This window comes from Ruegeria sp. BG6, from assembly GCF_056538465.1.
In genome coordinates, this window is sequence record NZ_JBQFTB010000001.1 from 42,391 (window position 1) to 65,732 (window position 23,342).

Below are 23,342 nucleotides of genomic sequence, written 5' to 3' on the forward strand. Positions count from 1 at the left end.
CATCAGTAGCCGGTCAGTGTTGCGACATTGGCGATCGGGGTCAGACCACCCGCAATCAACGAAATAGACTTACTCCATTGCGCATAGGGCGCTTCGGTCACGTAAATCGTGTCATCGTCGCGGATCACGAAGTCCCGCGCAATGAACAGGCCATTCGGAGCCGTCAGGTTAAGCAGATAGATCAACCTTTGATCCCCTTGCAGATCTGCCCGGCCCATCACATTGCGCGCCACATCCTGACGTTCTTTGCGAAGAACGAAGATGCCGGTCGGGTCTGACGACAGCGACTGAAGACCGCCAACTTGCGCCAGGGCTTCCAGCGCGGACAGGTCCTGACTGTCAAATGCAACGCGGGATTGTCCTCCGGTTGCGCCCAGCGCGACATAGGAGCGGCTGTCTTCTTCAACCAGAATGCGGTCGCCACCGCGCAGGGCGACGTCCAGCTTGGGGTTGCGGAACAGATCATCGTACCAGATGGTCCCGCGCTGATCGCCACGGATCAACGTGACCAGCGCAATGTCGGACGAGACGGTGACGCCTCCGGCCTGCGCCAGCATCCCGGATAATGAGCGGGTCGGGCGCTGGATCGCGTAGATCCCCGGTGCGCCAATGGTTCCGGTCAGGGACACGGTCGAGCCGTCACCGGCAGCACGACGAACTTCGACCTGCGGATCCGGGGTCTGGTCCTGCAGTTTGCTGGTGATCAGGGAGCGCAGCTCTTCCGGTGTGTTGCCGACAGCCCGCAAACGACCGGCGTAGGGAACAAAGATGAAGCCTTCGCTGTCGACCTGAACTTCGTCGAGTGTCGTGGCCGGGCCCGTCTCGCTGGCCAACAAGCCGTCATCCACGTTTTCCCAGATTGTCAGCCCCAGAACATCGCCGGGGCGAACGGTGTCTGCGGTCAGGTTCGGGGCAGTGCTGAAGGCGGCCGAGAAGCCGTATTGGGGCACGGCAGATGTTGCCTTGGCAACGCGGTCATCCACTTCCACGACAAATGCATTCCCGCCATTCTGCACAGAACCTGCAAGGATTTCAGATTTGTTCGGGCCGGATTTGGGAAGCTGGCACGCAACCAGAAAGCCGCAAGCCGCCACGAGAGTTACCCCCCGTATCCACCGGATTGGAAAGCGCTTCACTGCCGATATACCTCAATTATCTTTCTTTCTGAGCAGGCTACCCGCAATGTGGTGTGACTTCCAGAAACAACCGTCCAGATTCACTGAACGATTCTCAACTGTGGCGTCAGCGCCGCTTTGCCTGACAGAACTGTTTGATAAGGATCTTGCGGCCGCAACATCATGTCGACAGCCCGTCGCAACAATTGCCGCCGCCCCCGGCGTGAATAGAACCCGCCGGGCACCTGGCTGGTTTCCAGAAGAAACCGGCGATAGATCCGATAGGCGCCGCTGTCAGGGGCGACCGGGTTCGCGAAGAAAGCTGTCAGGGCCTGCCCGGACACGAATTCGGGTTTGTTATAGACGGACTTGCCGAAAATTCGCAGGGGAATGCCGCGCCATAATACCTGCTGGCCGGCGGTCGAATTTATCGTGACCGCAGAATTCGCGTCATCCAGAAGCCCGGCAAGCTTGCCACCAGGAACATAGTAGACGCGATCGTCAATCCCGTACCGGGCCGACAGTTCACGCACGCGTCGTCGCAATGGTTCGCGATGATTTTCCAGCGGATGTTCCTTGATCACCAGCCGATGATGCCTTGGCGCGCCCTTTGCGAAACCTTCGAGAATTTGATCCAGAAAATCGCTCATGCAGGAATACCCGGAATGCGCCTGTACCGAGCTGTCATGACCCAGTTGCAGCAGCACCATGTGATAGGGGTGACCGCCCAGCCGAACGCGGGTCGTTGCCCAGATCCGCTGTAGCCGGTGAAATGGCATCAGGGACAAACGTTTGAAGTACAACCGAAATTCCTTCGATACCGGCAGGTCCCGATGAGGTCTGAAATTGCGATAGCGGCGGTTCAGGAACAGTACAAACCAGTGATACAGGGCACCGTAAAAGATATGTTGCCTCATATCGCCCCAATGGGACGGTGGTGGTGATTGCGTGTCCGACTGGGCCAGGGCCTGCTGCATCTGGTCAACGTTCAGGTCCATCAGCCGGGAATTTCCGTTCGAGCCCGTGCGTTCATATGTGACCCACCAGGGGCGCAGATAGCCTTCTTCGAACACGTGGACGGTGATGCCCCTTTTCCTTGCGATTTCGACCGCCTGAGCATGGATCGGACGCGTGTCGCCATACAGCACAATGTCTGTGACATCCCGGTCGTTGATCAGCCCGGTCAGGGTTTCCGGCCACTGCTCTGGCTTGTCCAGGAACGGAATGTAGGTTGTGCGATCGAACCAGAACGCGTGGTCGCCGGCATTGAAGCCGACACGCCAGACCTGGGCGCCGGATGCGCGCAACATGCGCCCAAGGGCGTTGAAAAACGGGCCATGAGGTCCCTGCAGAAACAGGAACACACGGCGATCCGGGGCATGGGGCAGGTGGGTCATCGGGACTGCTGTATTCGTATTAATTGTCAAAACTATGCCCGTTTGGCGATTTCCCGGCAAGCCGGGGCTTGCCCGGGAAGCCGCTTGGGCTTACCTCGGCTGTGGAAGCGAGACACAGGTTAGGAACTGAGGGTTAACAGAATGTTCACAGGGATCGTCACCGATGTTGGCACTGTCACCGAATTGGAACAGCAAGGCGATCTGCGGGCCCGGATCAGCACCGGCTATGATACTGCGAGCATCGATCTTGGCGCCTCGATTGCCAGCGACGGGGTCTGCCTGACCGTTATCGCGCTGGGCGACGACTGGTACGATGTCCAGATCAGTGCTGAAACCGTGTCAAAAACCAACCTCGACGCCTGGCAAGTTGGCAAGCGTGTCAACCTTGAACGCGCCTTGAAGGTCGGAGACGAACTGGGCGGGCATATCGTCTCGGGCCACGTGGACGGGGTCGCTGAGGTGGTTGGCATTGAAGACGAGGGCGACAGCACCCGTGTCACACTGCGCGCACCCGAGCATTTGGCCAAGTTCATTGCGCCCAAGGGATCGGTTGCTCTGAACGGCACCTCGCTGACTGTCAACGCGGTGGAAGGTTGCGACTTTGGGATCAACTTCATCCCGCACACCAAGGAGGTCACGACCTGGGGTGATGTTCAAATGGGCGACCGCGTCAATCTTGAGATCGACACGTTGGCCAGATATGTTGCGCGGCTGGCGGAAATGTCCTGAACTTTAAGGCCGAACAACGCCGCGTTCTGGTCCGCTGACTCCGCATGTGGTCTGGCCTTTGGGCGAATGGTGGTCTATCCAGCCGCTCATACGTGCTCTTGCGAAAGGCTGCCCCATGAGCTTTGAAACCCCCGGTCCGGTCGAGGCCCAGTTGCGTGACGCGATAAGTCCGATCGAAGAAATCATCGATGAGGCGCGCAAAGGCCGGATGTATATCCTGGTCGACCACGAAGATCGCGAGAACGAGGGCGATCTGGTCATCGCCGCCGAATTCGCGGATGCCGAGGCAATCAATTTCATGGCCACCCACGGGCGCGGCCTGATCTGCCTGCCGATGACCGCCGAACGGGTCGACGCGCTGGGCCTGCCGATGATGGCGGTGAACAACTCGTCCCGGCATGAAACCGCCTTCACCGTGTCGATCGAGGCGCGTGAAGGTGTATCAACCGGTATTTCCGCAGCTGACCGCGCACTAACTGTGTCGACCGCAATCAATGAGCAGAAGACGATGGCGCAAATCGCCACCCCAGGTCACATCTTCCCGCTGCGGGCCAAGCGGGGCGGGGTGCTGGTGCGTGCCGGTCATACCGAGGCCGCCGTGGACATTTCGCGTCTGGCGGGGCTGAACCCCTCGGGCGTGATCTGCGAGATCATGAAACAGGACGGCACCATGGCGCGCCTGCCCGATCTGGTCGCATTTTCCAAAGAGCACAACATGAAGATCGGCACGATCAGCGATCTGATCGCGTACCGGTCACGCAATGACAACCTGGTGGTCGAAACCTCACGCGAAATGGTGATGTCGGAATATGGCGGCGAGTGGGAGATGCGCCTGTTCACGGACCAGACCCACGGTATTGAACATGTGGTCATGACCAAGGGCGACATTACCACGCCCGAGCCTGTCCTGACCCGAACCCACGCCCTGCACGAAGCGCCGGACATCCTGGGCCTAGGTCCGAAATCGTCGCGGGAACTGCCCCGCGCGATGGAAAAAATCGCCGAGGAAGGGCGTGGGGTCGTGTGCCTGTTCCGCCAGCCGCGCAACTCGCTGTATGCGGCCGAGGACGAAGGCCCGCGCACCATCAAGCAAACCGGTCTGGGCGCTCAGATTCTGTCCAAAATGGGCGTTCAGCAACTGGTGTTGCTGACGGACTCGCCGGAAACCGTTTATCTGGGGCTCGATGCGTTTGGCCTGTCCATCGTCGGCACCCGCTCCATACTCAAGGATGACTGATCGTGGCTGAACAAGACAAACATGGCGTTCTGCCGACGCCGACATTCGATGAACCGGTGAAACTGCTGATCGTGGCCGCACCTTTCTATCGCGCGATTGCCGACAACCTGATCGCCGGAGCCAAGGCCGAGATCAAAGCGGCAGGTGGCACTTGCGAGGTTGTCGAGGTGCCCGGTGCGCTGGAAGTCCCAACCGCCATCGCAATGGCCGACCGTCAGTGCAACTTTGACGGCTATGTCGCGCTGGGCTGCGTTATCCGCGGTGAGACCACGCATTACGAAACGGTATGCAACGATTCCAGCCGGGCCATTCAGCTCATGGGCTTGCAGGGCCTGTGCATCGGTAACGGTATCCTGACTGTCGAGAATGACGATCAGGCAGAAGTCCGCGCAAACCCTGAAAAGATGAATAAAGGTGGCGGAGCGGCCGCTGCGGCCTTGCATCTGATCGCGCTCAGCCGTAAGTGGGGCTCTTCCAAAAAGGGCGTCGGCTTCAAGCCTCCGTCCGAGTCCATCCTTGTGGCGGGCGACAGCAACGGACCCACGACAGCATGACCCAGACAGACGCGCCGAAACCGGCCAACCAGAAACGCCTGATGAAATCCGCAGCCCGGCTTTATGCCGTGCAGGCGTTGTTCCAGATGGAGCAGTCGGGACAAACGACCGAACAGGTTGTTAATGAGTTTCTGGATCACCGGTTTGGCGCAGTTTACGAGGGCGAAGAAATGCTGGATGGCGACATCAGCGTTTTTCGAAAGCTCGTGGATGATGCCGTGAACTATCAGGCGCCGATCGACCAGATGACCGATCGCGCATTGGTCGCGAAATGGCCCATCGCGCGCATCGACCCAACTTTGCGTGCAACCTTCCGTGCTGCAGGTGCCGAACTGACCCAAAGCGATACGCCGCCCAAAGTGGTCATCACCGAATTCGTCGATGTCGCACGGGCCTTTTTCCCGGAAGGCAAGGAGCCGAAATTCGTCAACGCCGTTCTGGATCACATGGCGCGCGAGGCCAGGCCCGAGGCGTTCTGACGCCTTTACCGGCGACCGACAAGCGCTAGACTGAATGTCAGAGCGCAAGGAGGCCCGCCATGCCCAAACTGATACGGTTGTACATCACTCAGGTTGCCTGGGGATTTGTCATCTCGGCTGCTTTCGTTGCGGTGCTTTTGGTTTTCAACGTCGCCAATCTGCGCAGTCTGATCACCGGGTCGGAACTTGGCCTGATTGCGTTGCTGATGATCTGGTTCATGAATGGAATCGTTTTTGCCGGGGTGCAATTTGCCTATGCCGTCATGAGCATGGCGGAAAAGCCGCAGGGGCCACGCCGGGGAACCCCGGTTGTCCACAAATTTGAACCCGCCTTGGTGAAGCAGGAAACTGGCGCAGAGCGCTGATTTTTTAGCGGAAAATGTGGCGGGACCACCAGTCAACCGTGCGGTGTGATTCCCGAGGACCTGTATGTACAGGTGGGCGCCGGGTAATCAGGCCAGGACCTGAACAGAGCCAGCCCCCTCGGAATTGCTTAAGGCCACCAGAATGCTACCAGTCACAAGAAGGGCAGAACCCGCCACGCGCCTAAGTAGGGGTTGCAGCGGGTTTGCACAAGGGGTCAGGCATCAACAGTTTCGTGCAATGCGGTGCGCATCTTGCCGAAATGTTCATCCCAACCGTTATCCAGCGCCAAGATCAGGCCAAAGGCCTCGGCGCCCTGTGGCAGGCCTTCGTGCAGCAGGCCAAGCTTCGTGCCCCCGGCAACGGGTTCCAGGGTCCATTTTACTATACTGACGGCTTCTCCCATCGGCTTCACGGTGAACGTGTATTCAAGGTATTCGAAAGGGCGTGCCTTTTTGACTTCACCCCAGATCAGCAGATCGCCGCTGGTGGTTCCAAACATCTCCAGCTTGCCCCCCTCGGTCAGGGGGTGTTTGGGTTTGTGAAACCACTCTGCCAAGCGGTCAGGGTCGGTCAGATAGGCCCAAACCGTTTCAGGTTCGGCACGCAGGAAGATTGTCTTTTGCAAAATAGCATTGGTCATTTCTTTTTCCTTTCAATAGCTTCCTTCAGATTGTTCAGGCGCTCATCCCAGAACTGATCAAAATAGCTGAACCAGTCCAGAACGGGTGCCATGCCTTGGGGTTCCAGGCGGTTGATGCGCTCTCGCCCGCGCGCCTCGACCGTAATCAGACCGCCATCGGACAGAACGGTCAGGTGTTTCTTGACGGCAGCTCGGGTCATGTCGAACCGGTCCGTCAACTGGCCTATCGTCAGATCCTCCGATGCCAGCATTCTTACAATGTCCCTGCGGGTGGGGTCGGCCAGCGCCCGGAATGCAAATTGTGTTTGTGTGTTCATTGGTCACCTCAATGAGATACCTTTTGGTATTACGTTTTTATGATACTGAATGGTATCATGTCAACATGTTTGAGGGGCTTGATATTTGTTCATGAATTGTTCACATATTTTGAATGACACTGGAAATGCAGCCCGGCCAGAAACTGGCCCGCGGGGTTTCACGCCACCTTCTGACCCACGGGTATGTTTCAATTGAAGAATTTGTTCCCGCGCGTGGATTGCGGGTGGACGTGATGGGGCTTGGCCCCAAGGGCGAGCTTTGGGTTGTGGAATGCAAATCCAGTTGGGTGGACTATCAGTCAGATTCCAAGTGGCACGGCTACCTGGAGTGGTGCGACCGGTTCTTTTGGGCCGTCGATACCGAATTCCCGACCGAGATGCTGCCGCCGGAAACCGGCCTGATCATTGCCGATGCCTATGATGCAGAAATCGTCCGAATGGCGCCAGAGGACAAGGTTGCCCCGGCGCGGAGAAAAAAGATGATCCAGAAATTTGCCATGGACAGCGCCCGCAGGCTGCACGCTTTTCGCGACCCCAGGCTGTAAAGGCTCAGCCCTGAACCGCGCGGGCAGCCTGTGCTGCGGCCAGAATTTCTTCCGCGATTTCTTCAGCTTCTTCCGGGTCAAAATCCATCGGAATCTCGACGCCATCGGCCTCGATGAACAGGCGGACCATGCCGTGATCGGTCGGACCGATCTGCAGGTTAGCCTGAATGTCGCGTTCGGTATTGATGCCCATAAGTGCCTCCGGGACTGAGCATTCGTGCTAGCGCGCAAAGGGTTGAGAATCAAGTCGCCTTTGCGGTCAGATGGCTTATGGAAGATGCGCTTATCAGACCGTTTCGTTCCGACGATGCATCGTGGCTGGTTGACCAGCACGACCGTCTCTACACGCGCGACGAAGGCTTTGACCACACATTTGCGCCGCTTGTTGCCAGTATTCTGGACGCATTTACCGCATCGCATGATCCGGCCAGGGAACGCGGCTGGATTGTTGAACAGGCGGGCGAAAGGCTGGGCAGTATTTTCTGCGTCTCGCTGGACCGCGACACGGCAAAGCTGCGGCTGTTTCTGCTTGTGCCGCAAGCAAGAGGGAAGGGGCTGGGCAAATGGCTACTGGACACCTGTATGAGCTTTGCGCGCACTGCCGGTTACACGGAAATGGTCTTATGGACGCATGAAAGCCACAAGGCCGCGTGCGCGCTCTACAAGGCGAACGGTTGGCAGTTGACGGGCAGCAAACCGGTGCACTCATTCGGCCTCGATCTGGTTGAACAAAGCTGGAGAATTCAGCTTTAATCCTCTTGCAATCCCGCTGCGCGTTCGGTACATCGCCCCTCACGAGTGCCGCCTTAGCTCAGTTGGTTAGAGCGCTGGATTGTGGATCCAGAGGTCCCCTGTTCAAGCCAGGGAGGCGGTACCACTTCTCCCTATCATCTTAGGTACGGATTTTCGCAACCTAACCCGCATTGGGCTAGGGCAAAAAGACGTTCGGGCCTGGTTGTCCAGACCCGGTCATTGATTCAAAAGCGTTTGTTAACGCGCCAGATTCAGGCGAAGCCGCATTTTGGACCGTTTGGCCTGCGGCAGGTGCCGGTTCAGGTGCTTGTTCACCCTGCCGAACCCCCAGACGATCACCAGTGTTAGCAGGATGAAATAGAAGGCCAGAATCGGATAGGGAACAAACGGGTTGAACGTTTTGTCCGCAAAATAGCTGGCGTAGTACAACGCGTCTCCGCGTTGTTGCCAGGCCGGAAAGGCCGAGAAAAACACCAGCGTGGTTGCGTGAAACAAAAAGATCGCCTCGTTTGTGTAGGCAGGCCATGCTAGGCGCAGCATCGTAGGCCAGACAACGCGGCGGAAACGGGACCACCCGGTCAGACCGTAGGCGTCGGCCGCCTCGATATCGCCCTTTGGGATCGAGCGCAGGGCGCCATAGAAGATTTCGCCCGTATAGGCGGCCGTGTTCAGGAACAGAACGATCAGCGCCCCAAGCCATGCCGAGGTCAAGGCGTCGAACATGGGGTAGGATTTCTTCAGCGACAGGAAGAAGAAATAGGCAAAGAAGAACTGGATGAACAGCGGCGATCCCCGGAAGATGAAGATGAACCATTCAGACGGTTTGCGCAGCCATTTGTTGGCGGACGACTTGCCGACGGCCAGTGCGGTGGCCAGAAAGAACCCGGTCGCCAGCGCCATCAGGCCGAAATAGACATTCCAGATCATCCCCGATCCGATCAGGGTGAACTGTTCGCACAAGGTAAAATCGTTGCGCGGCAGCAGGCGCTCGCCGAGGCCGATGGAGCGCAGGGCATAGTCCTGGATTGTTTGCAGGCAGCTCATGCGGTGGTCTCCTTGCGCAGCAATTCTCCGCCGGATGTCGCCTGACCGTGCGACAGTCGCCGCATCAGACGTTCAAGCCCGATTTCGGATACTCGGGTCATGCCCAGATAGAAAAGCAGGAGGAACAGGAAATACCACATGCGCCAGTCACCATGCGGGTATTGGGTGAATTTCGACGTCTTGGTGCCACCCAGTTCGCGCGCCCAGTAGACGATATCCTCAATCCCCAGCAGGAACAGCAGGGGTGTGGCCTTGATCAGCACCATCCAAAGGTTCGACAAGCCGGGCAGGGCATAGACCCACATTTGCGGAACAAGGACGCGCCAGAAGGTCTGACGGCGGGTCATGCCATAGGCCTCGGCGGTCTCAAGCTGGGCGTGCGGCACGGCGCGCATCCCCCCAAACAGAACGTTGGCGGCGAATGCACCGAATACGATCGAGAATGTGATGATGGCCAGAAAGAACCCATAGGTTTCATGCACCCATTCCGGCGAAGTGCCCAACGGCAGCTTGGCGGCCTGACAGACGATGAAATCATTGCCCTGTCGAATCGGATCGGTCCAGTCGGGGCAGAGGACCTTGTGGCGGGTCCATTCGAACGCCTGATCCAGTGCAATCACGAAGAACAGGAAAAACGCGATGTCGGGTACGCCTCGAACGATGGCGATATACCCCTTGCCCAGCCAGCTGAGCGGTGGGAAATGTGACCGGGCGGCCATGGCTCCTGCGAAACCAAAGCTCAGCGCGACAGGGGCGGTGACAGCCAGAAGGGCCAGTACCTTGACGAACGAAAGATAAAACGACCAATGCACGCCATTGGTCAGATAGCAGGAAAACCAGCGGAAAGTGCCGAGCGTGTCGGGGTCGGTACAGTAGGAGAACATAAGGCGTCTTTCGAACGTCGGATCCGGCGCGGGGCCAAGACAGGTTCGGCGCCAAGAGGCGCCGAACCATCAGACAGAGTTTTTAGTTGGTAACGACTGAGCCGTCAGCGTTGTATGTCGGAACGCCTTCGCCGAACCACTTGATGATCAACTCGTTCAGGCTGCCATCCGCCTTCATCGAAGTAATGGCTTCGTCGAACTTGCCGCGCAGCTCGCCGTCGGATTCACGGATACCCAGACCGATGCCGCCGCCAAGCGGAACATCGTCGCCGACAAATACCAGTTCACCGCTGGATTCTTCGACGATCGGCACCAGGAAGTCCTTGTCTGCAAATACCGCATCAGCCTCGCCGTTGCGAACCGCAGCGATGGTTTCTTCAGGGGTTGCAAACTCGACGAGGGTTGCGCCGGACTCGGCCACGTGGCCGGCCTGGATCGTTGCGGTTTGCGCCGCGACGATGCCGCTGCTTACGTCAACACCTTCGGATGCCCCGACATAAGCCGATGCCGCCGGAGGGAAGTAGTTCTGGGTGAAGTCGATAACCTCATCACGCTCATCAGTGATCGACATGCCCGCGATGATGGTGTCGTAGTTGCCCGAAACCAGGTTCGGAATGATCGAATCCCAGTCGTTTTTGACCCATTCGCATTCCAGACCGGCGCGCTTGCACAGCTCGTCGCCGACTTCGCGCTCGAACCCGTCGATCTCGCCGGAGTCATTGATGAAGTTATACGGAGGGTAGGCGCCCTCGGTCCCCATACGGACGGTGTCGGCCATTGCCATGCCAGCGGTCAGCGCCAGTGCTGCAGTGGTCAGAATCAGGTTTTTCATTGGTTACTCCCCATTAGTGATTCTGTGGATCAGTTAAGCCGCCTTGGTGGCGGAGAGAAAGCCCCGAAGCCGTTCGGATTCCGGGGTGGTAAAGATATCTTCGGGCAGGCCTTCTTCTTCGATAAGGCCCTGATGAAGAAAGACAACGTGGCTGGAGATGTCAGCAGCCATCTTCATGTCGTGGGTTACGATGATCATGGTGCGGCCCTCGGCGGCCAGATCCTTGATCACCTTGATGACTTCCTGCTCCAACTCAGGGTCCAGTGCCGAAGTGGGTTCGTCAAACAGCAGCGCCTCGGGTTCCATGCACAGTCCGCGCGCGATAGCTGCGCGCTGTTGCTGACCGCCCGACAGTTGCGCCGGATAGACGTCACATTTGTCGCCGATACCCACTTTTTCCAGGTATTTGCGCGCGCTGTCTTCAACCTCGGCCTTGTCGCGGCCCAGAACGGTTACGGGTGCTTCCATCACGTTTTGCAGAATGGTCATGTGGGACCAAAGGTTGAACTGCTGGAATACCATCGACAGGTTGGTCCGGATGCGCAGGACCTGTTTGGGGTCTGCAGGCCGGCGATGATGGCTGTCACCACTCCAGCGAACCGGCTCACCCTTGAACAGGATTTCGCCCTCCTGACTGTCTTCCAGAAGGTTGCAGCACCGCAGCAGGGTCGACTTTCCGGAACCGGAGGATCCGATGAGCGAAACAACATCCCCGCGCCTGGCTGTAATATCCACCCCCTTCAGCACCTCCAGATGCCCGAAGCTTTTGTGAAGGTTCTTGATCTCGATAACGGGAGTGGAATCTGTCACGGGTCGTCCAGTTGTTGTGAGTGTTAGTGCGGTAATAGGGCGCAAAATGTTGGGCAATGCAATGCGCAAATAACATGTTCCCATCGGGAAACGACCAAATTGAACAATTCAGCTGTTCAATTTGTTCAGTCGTGCGACCCGAACGCTTGCGGGGCCGGGGGCGTGGAAACCTCCAGGTAGCGCTCGGCCGGGATGTCGATCAAACCGTTGATGTGCAGTGCCTGGCGGTCGGCATCCGACAAACGGTTAATGGCCCTTCTGACGGCCCCGGCGATGCGGCCGGCGTCTTGCCCAAGGGCGGTTATGTAGGGCAGCGTCGGTGTCGGTTCCGTTCTTGCGACTTCGCGCAGTTGCGACCCCAGTTCTGTGTGTTCCCTGAGCAGCGTCCAGGTCAGCAGGTCGAGAGAGGCATAGTCGGCCCGACCGTCCGCGACCGCGTTTGCGGAGCGCGCGTGGCCGCCGGTTTCAAGCAACTTAACCGGGCACAGGCCCAAAGCGGATAGATGAGTAACAGGTGCGGACCACCCAGATTGGGACAACGCCTCGTTATAGGCGAAGATGCCGGTCGCCAATTCGGACAAGGGGCGTGTGTCATCGGTGCGGGCCACAAACACGGAGCAGTAATAGCCTGTTGGGCAGTCGGGCAGGCCATAATCGGGCGTGCCGACCAGTTGCACTTTTCCGTGCAGGCTTGTGCGGTAGGGCATTCCGCAGGTTTGCGACAAAACCAGATCGGGGTCTTGCCAGACCTCCCAGAAATCCTGGTCTCGGGTCAGGTGCGTCGGGCCGAACCCAAGTTCCGCACGAATCAAGCTCCAGAACCGGTCATTGGCCGCGTGAAGCGCGGGCATGTCGTACATGCCCAGCATCGCCGTCACGATTTGGCAGCCTTTTGTCTGGCTAGCGCGGAGTCCACGTCGCTGACACCCAGAAGACTGACCACAAGTCGCAGAAGCGAATCCTCTTCTCCCGAGCGCTGCCCATCGGCAAGAGCCACGGACCACATTGCCTGAACGACGGCCAGCCGGTCGTCATAGGCGACGGCTTCCTTGATGGCGCGGGTAAAGCGCACGGTGTCGGGTGCCTCGCTTTCAAGGTCTTCCGCGCGGGCACGAAGACCGGCGGCCTCGAAAGGGGACAGGCCGTAGCGTTCCGCCGAAATCCGGTCGATCCGCGCCATTTCAGAGTCTGCATAGTCATTGTCGGACCGCGCGATACGAACCATCAAGGCGGTCAGCGCCAATCGGGCATCGTCTTCGGCAAGCGGGTCGGGCTGAGGCTGGGAAAGCCGTGACAGAAAATCCTTGAACATGAGAGAGATATAGATCCGGTTTATTCAGCTTCCAAGCGTGACAGCACCCGTTCGCGGGCAATCTGGCTGTCCTTGAAGCTAAGGCCCATGGCAATCCGGGCCTCTTCCACGATTTTCATTTCACCTTCGTCAGAGTTGCCATCGGCCAGCACGATCTCCCACAAGGCATCCAAAGCCGCCAACCGTTCTTTCAGGTCTGTTGTTTCGCGGATCAGCTTGCCGAATGTGTCGGTGTCGGGGGCTGCGGCATGCAGCTTTTCGCAAGTTGCCCGCACTTTTGCAGCCTCGATCGCGTTGTGCTGGTAGAGGCGGGCCAATATCCTGTCGATCAGGCTGATTTCTTCAAGCTTATAATCCCGATCCGCCTGTGCCACACGAACCATCAGGGCCCCAAGAGCCAGTTCGGCATCCGGGTCGGGCAGGGTCGTCTGCTGGGGTGGGCGAAAGGCCTGAAAAAGCTTTTTTAGCATGAGCGCAGCTTATCCCATATTTTGTAGGTCGCCAAGCGTGGACTACCCGTCATAGCCCTGAACAATCACCAGATCGCTGGTCGCGACCGGGTCACGCAAAGCCTTGGCACGTTGATAGGCGTCGCTATCATAACAGGCCAGCGCGTCCTCATAACTTGGAAATTCAATCACGACCGTACGCGACCGCGAGGTGCCTTCCTTGATTTCGTATTCACCACCGCGGACCATGAACTTTGCCCCATAGGCGTGAAAAGGTTCGGCGTTTGCCGCAATGTAGTTTTTGTAGGTTTCAATGTCGTCCACATCGACGTGAGCGATCCAGTATCCTTTGGTCATAACTTGCCCTCTGATTCACGCTAAACGTGGCCTGATTGTGTGGCACATGGCAATCCCGCAAATGACGAAAACCACCCTTCGGAGTATATTTGCCGGATTTGCCCGATTTGCGGAAATCGTGTATGCATAATGATGCATTAGACAAAGCAATTTTCGCCTCACGTATTCAGCGGAGCGTTGCTACGATTAAGTCTCTTTTTGAGAAACTGGCGCGGGCCGGACACGCTTTGATGTTGTGAGATGCGGTATTACAGGAGGTCAGAAATGGTTAAGCCCAAGAAAGTTGTCGACATACCGAAAAAGATCAACAAAGGGCTAAGCTCTGCCAAGCGGTCCACAATGTTGGCTATCCTTGGCATGCCGCGGCCTGTGCTGGACAACAAGTGCCGAGGGATTGCAGGAAACGACAAGCTCAAATCGCTGATGGTCACAGACGACGTGGGGCCGTTCAAAGCGACCGGCCTGAAACCCGCTATTGCTTCGCTGCGCGGCGTTATGGCGGATGTGAAAGATGCTCATCCAGAAGTGTTCAAAACCCTCGGAAGTTCGGGGATGCTGTGTGTCCGAAAAATCAAAAACAGCAACAATCCGTCCAATCATTCATGGGGTTGCGCAATCGACATCAATATCGAAGGTGCATTGGATGGTATCGGTGTCAAAGGGGGAACCGCTGGTAAGGACGGCAAGACACTGGCGGGCCTTGCCGCGATGGCACCGTTTTTCAACGCGGCTGGCTGGTTCTGGGGCGTGGGTTTCAGCAGTTTCGAAGATGGAATGCACTTCGAGATTGCGGACGAGACCATACGCAAGTGGCACAAGGACGGAGTTTTGGGAGAGGCGATTTCAAACCGGACCGTCCCCAACGCAAACCTTTCCATTGGCGATATCGGGGCCGAAGTTCAGGAACTGCAAAAGCGGCTGGCTGAGTTGGGTTACGACATTATTGCGGATGGTGAATTCGGCCAGATCACGCATGCAATTGTGATTGATTTCCAGGCAGAAAACGGTCTGGAACCGGACGGGATCGTCGGGCCCAAGACTCGCAAAGCACTGAAGCTCTGAATGGTGCAGTAGCCGGGCGCTGTTCAGCGCCCGGTCAGTCTGTTGTGTCAGACCAGGCGCGACGTTTCCTTGGCCGCGCGCACGAAATCGCGGAACAGCGGATGCGGGTCAAACGGCTTAGATTTGAGTTCTGGGTGGTATTGCACCCCGATGAACCACGGGTGATCCGACCATTCGACAATTTCCGGAAGACGGCCGTCAGGTGACATGCCCGAGAAGTTCAGGCCCGCCTTTTCAAGCTTGTCCCGGTACTTGATGTCCACTTCATAGCGGTGACGGTGGCGTTCCTCGATATTGGTGTTGCCGTAGACCTCGGCCACTTTCGATCCTTCGGCCAGCACTGCGTTGTATGCGCCCAGACGCATGGTGCCGCCTTTGTCGTCACCGACTTTGCGTTCGATCTTGTGGTTGCCCTGCACCCACTCTTTCAGATGGTAAACCACGGGTTCAAAACGTTTCTTCCCGGCCTCGTGGTCGAACTCCTCAGAGCCCGCCTCGGTGATGCCGGCGGCGTTCCGCGCCGCTTCGATGACGGCCATCTGCATGCCCAGACAAATACCCAGATAGGGCACCTTGTGCTCGCGGGCATATTGCGCGGCCTTGATCTTGCCTTCTGTCCCGCGCTCTCCAAATCCGCCGGGGACAAGGATGGCATGGTAGCCTTCCAGATAGGGCGCGGCATCCTCGGTGTCGAAGATTTCCGCATCAACCCATTCAATCTTCACCTTCACCCGGTTCGCCATTCCGCCATGGGTTAATGCTTCGGCGATGGACTTATAGGCATCTTCCAACTGAGTGTACTTGCCGACGATGGCAACCTTCACTTCGCCTTCGGCGTTGTGGATGCGATCGCTGACATCTTCCCATTTCGCGAGATCCGGTTTGGGGGCCGGGCTGATCTGGAACGCATCCAAAACGGCCTGATCCAGCCCTTCATGGTGATAGGCCAATGGCGCGTCGTAGATCGTGGACAGGTCTTGCGCCGCGATCACGCTGTCCGGGCGCACGTTGCAGAACAGGGCCAGCTTCTCGCGCTCTTTTTGGGGGATCGGACCTTCGGAGCGGCAGACCAGAATGTCGGGGGCCAGCCCGATGGAACGCAGTTCCTTCACCGAGTGCTGGGTTGGCTTTGTTTTCAGCTCACCTGAGGCCTTTATATAGGGCAGCAGCGTCAGGTGCATAAAAATGCACTGGCCGCGTGGTTTGTCCTGGCTAAACTGGCGGATGGCTTCGAAAAAGGGCAGGCCTTCGATATCACCAACGGTACCACCGATCTCGCACAGCATGAAATCGACCTCATCCTCGCCGATGGCGATGAAATCCTTGATTTCGTTGGTAACGTGCGGGATCACCTGAATGGTCTTGCCAAGGTAGTCGCCACGGCGCTCTCTCTCGAGCACGTTGGAATAAATTCGCCCCGAACTGACCGAGTCGGTTTTTCGGGCGGCAACACCGGTGAAACGCTCATAGTGACCAAGATCCAGATCGGTTTCGGCCCCGTCATCGGTGACGAAAACTTCGCCATGTTCAAACGGTGACATCGTACCGGGATCGACGTTCAGATAGGGATCCAGCTTGCGCAGACGCACCGAATATCCCCGGGCCTGCAACAGCGCGCCCAAGGCCGCCGAAGCCAGTCCTTTGCCCAAGGACGAAACCACACCACCAGTGATGAAAATAAATCGCGCCATGTTTTTTCGGCTGCTCCCGTGAGACGTCAAAATCAGCTGCCCGGCGGTTCCGAAAAACCGCTGCATCACGGGACTTCACGTATAAAGGATTCGCGCCAATAGCGCAAGAGAACCGCAAGATGCTGTTGCAGTTCTCTTTCAGGTTTCTAGGTCTAGTGAATCAGTCGGCTTGCGGAATCAGCGGCGCGTTGTCGCCCTGCGCCGGTGGCAGAAGATCATCCGCCGACGGAACCGGTGGTGTGCTGTCTTCTGTTGCGGCCGGTGCCGGAACGCCAAGACGATCGATCACCGAACTGCCCGAGGATTTCTGAGCCGCCAGAATGGTCAGCGTGATCGAGGTTACGATAAAGCACGCCGCCAGGATCCATGTCAGTTTGCCCAGCGCCGTTGCAGCCGCACGACCGGTCATGGCGCCACCGCCACCCCCGCCCATGCCAAGGCCGCCGCCTTCGGACCGCTGCATCAGGACGACGGCGATCAGGCCCAGAGCCAAAAGAAGATGGATGATGAGAACGACGTTTTCCATGGTGGTCCTGTACAGCGTGGCGTGTATCGCGTGGTATCTATGCAAGTTTGATGCTGGGGGCAAGGGAGGAGTTGGCATCAAGAACCCTGATGCCTCAGATCACGTCAAAGGGACTGGACAGCATGGCTTTTCCTCGCGCAGGCTGCGGCCATGCCACATGATGATCACGATCACCCGCACGCCCTTTTGCCGCCTGAACCCGCGCTTCGCGTTAAGGCACTTGAGACGATTCTGACACGCAAGGGTTTGATTGATCCAGCCGCGCTGGATGAGATCATAGATACGTATCAGAACAGGATCGGCCCTCAGAATGGTGCCCGCGTTGTCGCCAAGGCCTGGAGCGATCCGGCTTTCAAGGCCGCGTTGCTGGAAGATGCCACGCCGGTTGTGGCCGAACTGGGATACTACGGACGGCAGGGTGAACATATGGTGGTGGTGGAAAACACGCCCGATCAGCACAATATGGTCGTCTGTACATTGTGCAGCTGTTACCCTTGGCCGCTGCTTGGAATACCGCCGGGCTGGTACAAGTCGGATGCCTACCGGGCGCGTGCAGTGCGAGAACCTCGCAAGGTACTGGCAGATTTTGGCGTGACGCTGCCCGAAAACACATCGGTCCGGGTTTGGGATTCCACGGCCGAGGTTCGATACCTTGTACTGCCGATGCGTCCGCAGGGAACGGAGGGGTTAGGCGAAGACGAACTCGCCACGCTTGTCACGCGGGACAGTATGATCGGGACCGGATTGCCGAAGGTGCCGGCATGACTCGCGTGCACGACATGGGTGGACGTTTCGGTGACGGACCGGTTCGACCCGAGCCCGAGGACGGCCCTGTATTTCCCGAAGACTGGCACGCCCGGGCGCTGGCGCTGACACTGGCAGCCGGATCACTGGGACAGTGGAACATCGATATTTCCCGCCACGCACGGGAACGCCTGTCGCCCAAGGATTACTCCCGGTTCTCGTACTATGAAAAGTGGATCTCCGCACTTGCCGATTTGTTGGTGGAACGCGGCGTCCTGACGCCGGATGACCTGAAGGGGAACCCGTCTGAAAGCCCACATCCGTTGGCAGGCAAGGCCATGAAGGCCGAAGCAGTGGCCCGTGTACTATCCAGTGGTGGTCCCGCCGATCGTCCGTCGGATATTCCGGCCAGGTTCGTGGCAGGCCAGGACGTCGTTACCTCGCATCTGGCGGCCAACCGTCTTGTGGACGGCGGTCACACGCGTCTGCCCATCTATGCCGCCGGTGCAAAGGGGCGCATTCTGAGACTGCACGGAACGCATGTTTTTCCCGATTCAAACGCACACGGTCTGGGAGAAGCCCCTGAACCGCTTTACGCAGTGGTCTTCCCCGCATCTGAGCTCTGGGCCAACCCGGAACACCCGAGGGATGAGGTGGTTTTGGACGTCTGGCAGAGCCATCTGGAGCCCGCATGAGCACCTGTCTGACACATTCGGCACCTCAGCCCGTTTTTGAACAGCCATGGCACGCACAGGTCTTTGCGATAACCATGGCGCTGAACGAAGCCGGTCGGTTCGGTTGGCCAGATTGGGTCGCCAGGTTTTCGGCGACCTTAAGAAAACATGGGCTGAGCAAAGAGTTGGATGGCGGAGATGATTATTTTCACGCCTGGCTCGAAACGCTGGAGGCGCTGTTGGCAGAGCATGGTGATGCTGCCCCGGATGAGCTCTTGTTTTTGCGAGACGCTTGGGAAGACGCCTATCTGACGACGCCTCATGGTGAGCCCGTTTGCCTCAGGTAAGAGTGAGGGGGCGCTGCCCCCGCCGCCCTATGGGCGACTCCCCCGGGATATTTTTGAGCCAGATGAATGAAGGATCCCCAGTTCATCTGGCCCCAAATATCCCGGAGCGCGAGGCAGAGCCTCGCCTAAAACCGGTTCAGCGTGTCAGGGCGTCAAGAATACGGGCCCATGAGCGGATGCCTTTGTGAAAGCTTTTCACGTCGTATTTTTCATTCGGTGAGTGAATAGCATCATCGTCATTGGCATACCCGACCAGCATCGAATCCAATCCCAGAACCGTATTGAAATAGCCGACCACGGGAATTGATCCGCCCATGCCGGTGAAGACCGCTTCGCGATCCCATTCATCCGAAAGCGCGCCGCGCGCCGCTTCGAATTCAGGGCGGTCAAGGTTCATGACCGAAGCAGGGGATCCTTCCAGATCGTTGTCCCAGATAACTTTGGCATCGGGTGACAGGCGGTCTTCGACATGTTTGCGGATTTTGTTGCGCAACGCGTCAGGGTCCATGTCGCCCACCAGACGGCAGGTGATTTTGCAATGTGCCTCGGACGGGATAACGGTTTTCGATCCCGCACCGTTGTAGCCCCCCCACAACCCGTTCACCTCAAGCGTGGGGCGCGCCCATTGCTGTTCCAGCGTGGAATAACCCTTTTCACCGTGCGGCTGTGTGTACCCGACCGAGTTCAGGTACTCGGCTTCGTCAAATCCGCAGCCCTCCCACTGGCGTAACTGTTCGGCGGGAACTTTGTGGACGCCCTCATAGAAACCATCAACCGCAACGCGTCCGGTTTCATCGTCATAGAAAGAGGCGACGATTTTTGACAACTCCCGCAAAGGATTCAGGCCCGGGCCGCCATAGTGGCCCGAGTGCAGATCGATGCGGGGGCCGACGACGGTGAATTCATCTTTCAGCATTCCGCGCAGCTGCGATGCAATCGAGGGCACACCGCGCGATACCATGGAAGTGTCGCAAACCAGGGCCAGGTCAGCCTGCAATTCCTTTTTGTTGGCCTCAAGGAACGGCACCAGCGATGGCGATCCAGACTCCTCTTCACCCTCGAAAAAGAATGTTATGCGGCAGGGCAGTTTCCCGTGAACCGCTTTCCAGGCGCGGCAAGCTTCGACAAAGGTCATCAACTGGCCCTTGTCGTCCGAAGAGCCGCGCCCGCGAATGACCTGACCATGTTCGGTGTCTTCCAGCGCCGGGTCGAAGGGATCGCGGTTCCAGAGGTTCAGCGGGTCGACCGGCTGCACATCATAGTGACCATAGAAAAGAACATGCGGGGCGTCATTGTCGTCACCAACATGACCGACAACCATGGGGTGACCAGGTGTCACGCGTTTTTCGGCGTCGATACCGATACTTTGCAGGTCGGATACCAGCCAGTCTGCCGCCTGATCGACCTTTTCCTTGAAGGCCGGGTCTGTCGAGATCGAGGGGATGCGAAGAAACTCCATCAGACGGTCGATAGAAGTGGTCAGATCGTCGTCGATCCTGCTCAGAACAGCGTCAAGCGACATTGCTTTCTCCTGAATGGTTGTGAATTTGCGCGGAGCCTACCAGTGCTGGCCGCGCCGTCCAGTGTGTATCGACGGGAATTTGGTCTATACTGATGAAATCGAAGCGCCAAACACGGCGGCCTGCGTCGTTTCCTCGCGTCTGATGGCCGTAACTTTACTTGTCTGCTGTTGTGATAGGGGATAGTTGATGCAAATCAAAGTGGCCCGCCCCGCAACACGGATAGGCAGACGGGGTAGGGAACCTAGCCGCTATGGCCTGAAAAGGTGCCAGTTGATAAAGTAAGTTACCCGGTTGTGGACGACCAGATCGGGGTGCAAGGAGAGACCGGTGGATTATACAGCTCAGCTCGATTCAGCGATTGCCAGGCTACATGAAGAAGGGCGCTACCGGACCTTTATCGACATCGAGCGTCGTAAGGGCCATTTTCCACATGCTGTACGCACTTGCCCGGATGGCTCGCAGCAAAACATCACTGTTTGGTGCGGCAACGATTATCTGGGGATGGGTCAGCACCCGGTTGTTCTGGACGCCATGCACGAGGCGGTGGATGCCGCCGGAGCAGGCTCGGGCGGAACGCGCAACATTTCAGGCACGACGGTCTACCACAAACGGCTGGAAGCTGAACTGGCTGACCTGCACGGCAAGGAAGCTGCGCTGCTGTTTACCAGTGCTTATATCGCCAACGATGCGACGCTCAGCACGCTGCCGAAACTGTTCCCCGGTCTGATCATCTATTCCGATGCGCTGAACCATGCCTCGATGATCGAAGGCGTGCGCCGCAACGGCGGGGCCAAGCGGATCTTCCGTCACAACGACGTCGCACATCTGCGTGAGCTGCTGGAGGCTGACGACCCGGCCGCGCCCAAGCTGATTGCGTTCGAATCCGTTTATTCAATGGACGGCGATTTTGGCCCCATCGAAGAAATCTGCGATCTGGCCGATGAATTCGGCGCGCTGACCTACATCGACGAAGTGCATGCGGTTGGCATGTACGGCCCGCGCGGCGGTGGCGTGACCGAGCGTGATCGCCTGGCGCATCGCATCGACATTATCAATGGAACGCTCGCCAAGGCTTATGGTGTGATGGGTGGATATATCACCGCCAGTGCAAAAATGTGCGATGCCGTGCGTTCTTATGCGCCGGGCTTCATCTTCACCACCTCTCTGCCGCCTGCGGTTGCAGCCGGGGCGGCGGCTTCGGTCGCTTATCTCAAGCGGGCGCCCGAACTGCGCGAGCAGCATCAGACGCAGGCAAGCATCCTCAAGCTGCGGCTTAAGGGGCTTGGTCTGCCATTGATCGATCACGGCAGTCACATTGTTCCGGTGATTGTCGGAAATCCGGTACACACGAAAAAGCTGAGCGATATGCTGTTGGACGATTACGGCATTTATGTGCAGCCAATCAATTTCCCAACTGTCCCCCGTGGAACCGAGCGTCTTCGGTTTACCCCTTCTCCAGTCCATGGTCCGAACGAAATGGACCGCCTTGTACACGCTATGGACGAACTTTGGTCACATTGTGCGCTAAATCGCGCCGAACTTGCGGGTTAATCTAACACCAAAGTGTGCAACGTGTTTGACGCGTGTTAAGCTAACGGCAACAAAAGCATCGGACGAATCGTTTTGGGGATGATTCGCCGTTAGCGTGAAACACACGCGAAGGCAGAATGGGGCAGCAGGAATGATTGGGCGCAGATCTCAGCGCGATTCCGAACAGGATACCGACGTCAGACCGAAGGGTTTTGACGATTACGAGGTTCGGCTGGGTGATGTGATGCGTGGCGAACGCGCCACAATGGGCAAGTCGCTTCTGGATGTTCAGCGCGAGTTGCGGATCAAAGCCAACTACATCGCCGCGATAGAAAACGCCGACCCTGACGCCTTCGACACGCCCGGCTTTATCGCCGGGTATGTGCGTTCTTACGCGCGTTATCTGGGTATGAACCCGGATGATACCTTCGCCGCGTTCTGCCAGGAAAGCGGGTTCGAGGTTGCGCACGGCATGTCGGCCGAAGCTTCGGTCATCCGCAAGGGTACAGGCAATCTGCCATCCCGGGGACCGATGGGCCGTGACCCGTTTATTTCTCCGAACACACCGTATCTGCCCGGCAGGGAATCGTTCGTAAGTCAGATCGAGCCGCGCGCCATAGGATCTTCACTGGTTCTTATGGCTGTCATCTGCGGCATTGGATATGGCGGCTGGTCGGTTCTGAATAGGATTCAGCAGGTTCAGGTCAGCCCGGTCGAACAGGCACCGGTGGTTCTGTCCGACCTTGATCCCTTGGATGCCGCGCGTTCGAAAGAAGATGTTCAGGAAGTGGCGGCACTGGAGACACCCAGCGCCGAGGCACTGGACCGCCTTTATCGCCCGCAGGCTTTGGACGTTCCGGTTCTGGTCGCGCGTGACGCACCGATTTCGACCCTTGATCCGCGGGAAGTGGGCGCCTTCCGGCCGCCGGAGCTGCCCGAAATTCAGCTGGCCGAAGTTCACACTGTCGAACGCCCCTCGCTGCCGCAGGTGGTCGAACAGATCGACACTACCCTCAAGATCGTAGCTGTAAACCCATCCTGGATGCGGATCACGGCTGCGGATGGCAGCATTCTGTTCGAAGGGACGCTGGGCACGGTCGAAAAAGGCAGTACATTCGAAGTGCCGCTGACCGAAGAACCGCCTCAATTGCGGGCAGGGGCATCGGGCGCGGTTTACTTCTCGATGAACGGTGAACACTTTGGTCCTGTTGGGGCACCCGGTACAGTCACCAAGGGTGTCGTGCTGTCGAAAGACGCGGTGGCCGAGCGGTTCCAGGTTGCCGACCTTGAGGCAGAACAAAACAGTGCGCTCAAGCAACTGGTCGCCGAGTTGCAGACGCAGGCGGCAGAAACTCCGTCCGAGTGATCTTGCCATTGCGATAGCGCCGTTGCCGGACTATCTAAAGTCGCAACTCTGGCTGTTCT

The 23,342-nt window shown here is 57.9% G+C and carries 29 protein-coding genes and 1 tRNA gene; 14 read left to right on the forward strand and 16 right to left on the reverse strand.

Features of this window, described 5'->3' with window-relative positions; translation table 11 throughout:
- Window positions 1–2: 2 nt before the first annotated feature.
- Window positions 3–1,136 carry a polysaccharide biosynthesis/export family protein gene (locus tag ACR0JW_RS00200; RefSeq protein ID WP_170677605.1) on the reverse strand — a complete coding sequence of 378 codons (1,134 nt, stop codon included), beginning with the start codon at window positions 1,134–1,136 and terminating at the stop codon, window positions 3–5.
- Window positions 1,137–1,216: 80 nt separating this feature from the next.
- Window positions 1,217–2,512: a capsule biosynthesis protein gene (locus ACR0JW_RS00205; protein WP_480713467.1), complete on the reverse strand. Its 1,296-nt coding sequence runs from the start codon at window positions 2,510–2,512 to the stop codon at window positions 1,217–1,219.
- Between the two features lie 141 nt (window positions 2,513–2,653).
- Between ACR0JW_RS00205 and ACR0JW_RS00210 the strand changes: the two genes are divergently transcribed.
- From ACR0JW_RS00210 to ACR0JW_RS00230, 5 genes are all read left to right on the forward strand, one after another.
- Complete coding sequence (locus tag ACR0JW_RS00210; protein WP_170677601.1) at window positions 2,654–3,241, forward strand: riboflavin synthase; 588 nt, start codon at window positions 2,654–2,656, stop codon at window positions 3,239–3,241.
- Between the two features lie 115 nt (window positions 3,242–3,356).
- Window positions 3,357–4,478, forward strand: coding sequence for a 3,4-dihydroxy-2-butanone-4-phosphate synthase (ribB, locus tag ACR0JW_RS00215; RefSeq protein ID WP_480713468.1), 1,122 nt, complete (start codon window positions 3,357–3,359; stop codon window positions 4,476–4,478).
- Between the two features lie 2 nt (window positions 4,479–4,480).
- The gene (locus ACR0JW_RS00220; RefSeq protein WP_170677599.1) at window positions 4,481–5,032 is read left to right on the forward strand and encodes a 6,7-dimethyl-8-ribityllumazine synthase; all 552 of its coding nucleotides are present in this window, start codon (window positions 4,481–4,483) and stop codon (window positions 5,030–5,032) included.
- A complete protein-coding gene (gene nusB / locus ACR0JW_RS00225) occupies window positions 5,029–5,511 on the forward strand; it encodes a transcription antitermination factor NusB (RefSeq protein ID WP_170677597.1) in 483 nt (160 codons plus the stop codon). The genes ACR0JW_RS00220 and nusB overlap by 4 nt, the downstream gene beginning before the upstream one ends.
- A 59-nt stretch (window positions 5,512–5,570) precedes the next feature.
- On the forward strand, window positions 5,571–5,876 hold the full coding sequence (locus ACR0JW_RS00230) for a hypothetical protein (RefSeq protein WP_170677595.1): 306 nt from the start codon (window positions 5,571–5,573) through the stop codon (window positions 5,874–5,876).
- A 215-nt stretch (window positions 5,877–6,091) separates the two neighbouring features.
- Here the strand turns inward: ACR0JW_RS00230 and ACR0JW_RS00235 are convergent, their stop codons facing one another.
- Together ACR0JW_RS00235 and ACR0JW_RS00240 are read right to left on the reverse strand one after the other, a co-directional pair.
- A complete protein-coding gene (locus ACR0JW_RS00235) occupies window positions 6,092–6,517 on the reverse strand; it encodes an SRPBCC family protein (protein ID WP_480713469.1) in 426 nt (141 codons plus the stop codon).
- Window positions 6,514–6,834, reverse strand: a complete 321-nt coding sequence (locus ACR0JW_RS00240; RefSeq protein ID WP_170677591.1) for a metalloregulator ArsR/SmtB family transcription factor — start codon at window positions 6,832–6,834, stop codon at window positions 6,514–6,516. The genes ACR0JW_RS00235 and ACR0JW_RS00240 overlap by 4 nt, the downstream gene beginning before the upstream one ends.
- 113 nt (window positions 6,835–6,947) lie before the next feature.
- On the opposite strand from ACR0JW_RS00240, the gene ACR0JW_RS00245 reads away from it, so the two are divergent.
- A complete protein-coding gene (locus ACR0JW_RS00245) occupies window positions 6,948–7,379 on the forward strand; it encodes an MmcB family DNA repair protein (protein WP_170619748.1) in 432 nt (143 codons plus the stop codon).
- A gap of 4 nt (window positions 7,380–7,383) precedes the next feature.
- On the opposite strand, the gene ACR0JW_RS00250 is transcribed toward ACR0JW_RS00245, so the two are convergent.
- The gene (locus ACR0JW_RS00250) at window positions 7,384–7,572 is read right to left on the reverse strand and encodes a DUF6324 family protein (RefSeq protein ID WP_170616580.1); all 189 of its coding nucleotides are present in this window, start codon (window positions 7,570–7,572) and stop codon (window positions 7,384–7,386) included.
- 77 nt (window positions 7,573–7,649) lie between these two features.
- Here ACR0JW_RS00250 and ACR0JW_RS00255 point away from each other — a divergent pair, with 77 nt between their 5' ends.
- The gene (locus ACR0JW_RS00255) at window positions 7,650–8,132 is read left to right on the forward strand and encodes an N-acetyltransferase family protein (RefSeq protein WP_480713470.1); all 483 of its coding nucleotides are present in this window, start codon (window positions 7,650–7,652) and stop codon (window positions 8,130–8,132) included.
- A gap of 47 nt (window positions 8,133–8,179) precedes the next feature.
- Window positions 8,180–8,256: transfer RNA gene (locus ACR0JW_RS00260), tRNA-His, on the forward strand.
- Window positions 8,257–8,369: 113 nt separating this feature from the next.
- Here the strand turns inward: ACR0JW_RS00260 and ACR0JW_RS00265 are convergent.
- The 8 genes from ACR0JW_RS00265 to ACR0JW_RS00300 all read right to left on the reverse strand — a co-directional run bounded on the left by ACR0JW_RS00265 (window position 8,370) and on the right by ACR0JW_RS00300 (window position 13,820).
- Window positions 8,370–9,176, reverse strand: coding sequence for an ABC transporter permease (locus tag ACR0JW_RS00265; RefSeq protein ID WP_170677588.1), 807 nt, complete (start codon window positions 9,174–9,176; stop codon window positions 8,370–8,372).
- Window positions 9,173–10,060, reverse strand: a complete 888-nt coding sequence (locus tag ACR0JW_RS00270) for an ABC transporter permease (protein ID WP_170677586.1) — start codon at window positions 10,058–10,060, stop codon at window positions 9,173–9,175. Before ACR0JW_RS00270 ends, ACR0JW_RS00265 begins: the two co-directional genes overlap by 4 nt.
- A gap of 82 nt (window positions 10,061–10,142) precedes the next feature.
- Window positions 10,143–10,892, reverse strand: coding sequence for a transporter substrate-binding domain-containing protein (locus ACR0JW_RS00275; protein WP_170616571.1), 750 nt, complete (start codon window positions 10,890–10,892; stop codon window positions 10,143–10,145).
- Window positions 10,893–10,925: 33 nt separating this feature from the next.
- A complete protein-coding gene (locus ACR0JW_RS00280; RefSeq protein WP_170677584.1) occupies window positions 10,926–11,702 on the reverse strand; it encodes an ABC transporter ATP-binding protein in 777 nt (258 codons plus the stop codon).
- 125 nt (window positions 11,703–11,827) lie between these two features.
- Window positions 11,828–12,580, reverse strand: coding sequence for a PhnD/SsuA/transferrin family substrate-binding protein (locus ACR0JW_RS00285; protein WP_170677582.1), 753 nt, complete (start codon window positions 12,578–12,580; stop codon window positions 11,828–11,830).
- On the reverse strand, window positions 12,577–13,014 hold the full coding sequence (locus tag ACR0JW_RS00290; RefSeq protein WP_170677580.1) for a tellurite resistance TerB family protein: 438 nt from the start codon (window positions 13,012–13,014) through the stop codon (window positions 12,577–12,579). The genes ACR0JW_RS00285 and ACR0JW_RS00290 overlap by 4 nt, the downstream gene beginning before the upstream one ends.
- A 20-nt stretch (window positions 13,015–13,034) precedes the next feature.
- Window positions 13,035–13,484, reverse strand: coding sequence for a tellurite resistance TerB family protein (locus ACR0JW_RS00295; RefSeq protein ID WP_170616560.1), 450 nt, complete (start codon window positions 13,482–13,484; stop codon window positions 13,035–13,037).
- 42 nt (window positions 13,485–13,526) lie between these two features.
- Window positions 13,527–13,820, reverse strand: coding sequence for a DUF1330 domain-containing protein (locus tag ACR0JW_RS00300; protein ID WP_170677578.1), 294 nt, complete (start codon window positions 13,818–13,820; stop codon window positions 13,527–13,529).
- Between the two features lie 264 nt (window positions 13,821–14,084).
- Here ACR0JW_RS00300 and ACR0JW_RS00305 point away from each other — a divergent pair, with 264 nt between their 5' ends.
- Entirely contained in the window at window positions 14,085–14,882 is a 798-nt protein-coding gene (locus tag ACR0JW_RS00305; RefSeq protein WP_170616555.1) for a peptidoglycan-binding protein, read from the forward strand.
- A 47-nt stretch (window positions 14,883–14,929) separates the two neighbouring features.
- On the opposite strand, the gene ACR0JW_RS00310 is transcribed toward ACR0JW_RS00305, so the two are convergent.
- Together ACR0JW_RS00310 and secG are read right to left on the reverse strand one after the other, a co-directional pair.
- Window positions 14,930–16,573: a CTP synthase gene (locus tag ACR0JW_RS00310; protein ID WP_170616552.1), complete on the reverse strand. Its 1,644-nt coding sequence runs from the start codon at window positions 16,571–16,573 to the stop codon at window positions 14,930–14,932.
- A gap of 160 nt (window positions 16,574–16,733) precedes the next feature.
- Window positions 16,734–17,099: a preprotein translocase subunit SecG gene (gene secG, locus ACR0JW_RS00315; RefSeq protein WP_170677576.1), complete on the reverse strand. Its 366-nt coding sequence runs from the start codon at window positions 17,097–17,099 to the stop codon at window positions 16,734–16,736.
- A 150-nt stretch (window positions 17,100–17,249) separates the two neighbouring features.
- Between secG and nthA the strand changes: the two genes are divergently transcribed.
- From nthA to ACR0JW_RS00330, 3 genes are read left to right on the forward strand one after another with little or no spacing between them, the layout of a single operon-like run.
- Window positions 17,250–17,864: a nitrile hydratase subunit alpha gene (nthA, locus tag ACR0JW_RS00320; protein WP_170677574.1), complete on the forward strand. Its 615-nt coding sequence runs from the start codon at window positions 17,250–17,252 to the stop codon at window positions 17,862–17,864.
- Window positions 17,861–18,538 carry a nitrile hydratase subunit beta gene (gene nthB, locus ACR0JW_RS00325; RefSeq protein ID WP_170677572.1) on the forward strand — a complete coding sequence of 226 codons (678 nt, stop codon included), beginning with the start codon at window positions 17,861–17,863 and terminating at the stop codon, window positions 18,536–18,538. Before nthA ends, nthB begins: the two co-directional genes overlap by 4 nt.
- The gene (locus ACR0JW_RS00330; RefSeq protein ID WP_170677570.1) at window positions 18,535–18,864 is read left to right on the forward strand and encodes a nitrile hydratase accessory protein; all 330 of its coding nucleotides are present in this window, start codon (window positions 18,535–18,537) and stop codon (window positions 18,862–18,864) included. Before nthB ends, ACR0JW_RS00330 begins: the two co-directional genes overlap by 4 nt.
- 136 nt (window positions 18,865–19,000) lie before the next feature.
- Here the strand turns inward: ACR0JW_RS00330 and ACR0JW_RS00335 are convergent, their stop codons facing one another.
- Window positions 19,001–20,386 (reverse strand): dipeptidase, encoded by a 1,386-nt coding sequence (locus ACR0JW_RS00335; protein ID WP_170677568.1) that lies wholly within the window; start codon window positions 20,384–20,386, stop codon window positions 19,001–19,003.
- A gap of 328 nt (window positions 20,387–20,714) precedes the next feature.
- On the opposite strand from ACR0JW_RS00335, the gene hemA reads away from it, so the two are divergent.
- A complete protein-coding gene (hemA, locus tag ACR0JW_RS00340; RefSeq protein WP_170677566.1) occupies window positions 20,715–21,938 on the forward strand; it encodes a 5-aminolevulinate synthase in 1,224 nt (407 codons plus the stop codon).
- Window positions 21,939–22,068: 130 nt separating this feature from the next.
- Window positions 22,069–23,283 carry a helix-turn-helix domain-containing protein gene (locus tag ACR0JW_RS00345; RefSeq protein ID WP_480713471.1) on the forward strand — a complete coding sequence of 405 codons (1,215 nt, stop codon included), beginning with the start codon at window positions 22,069–22,071 and terminating at the stop codon, window positions 23,281–23,283.
- Window positions 23,284–23,342: the final 59 nt, after the last annotated feature.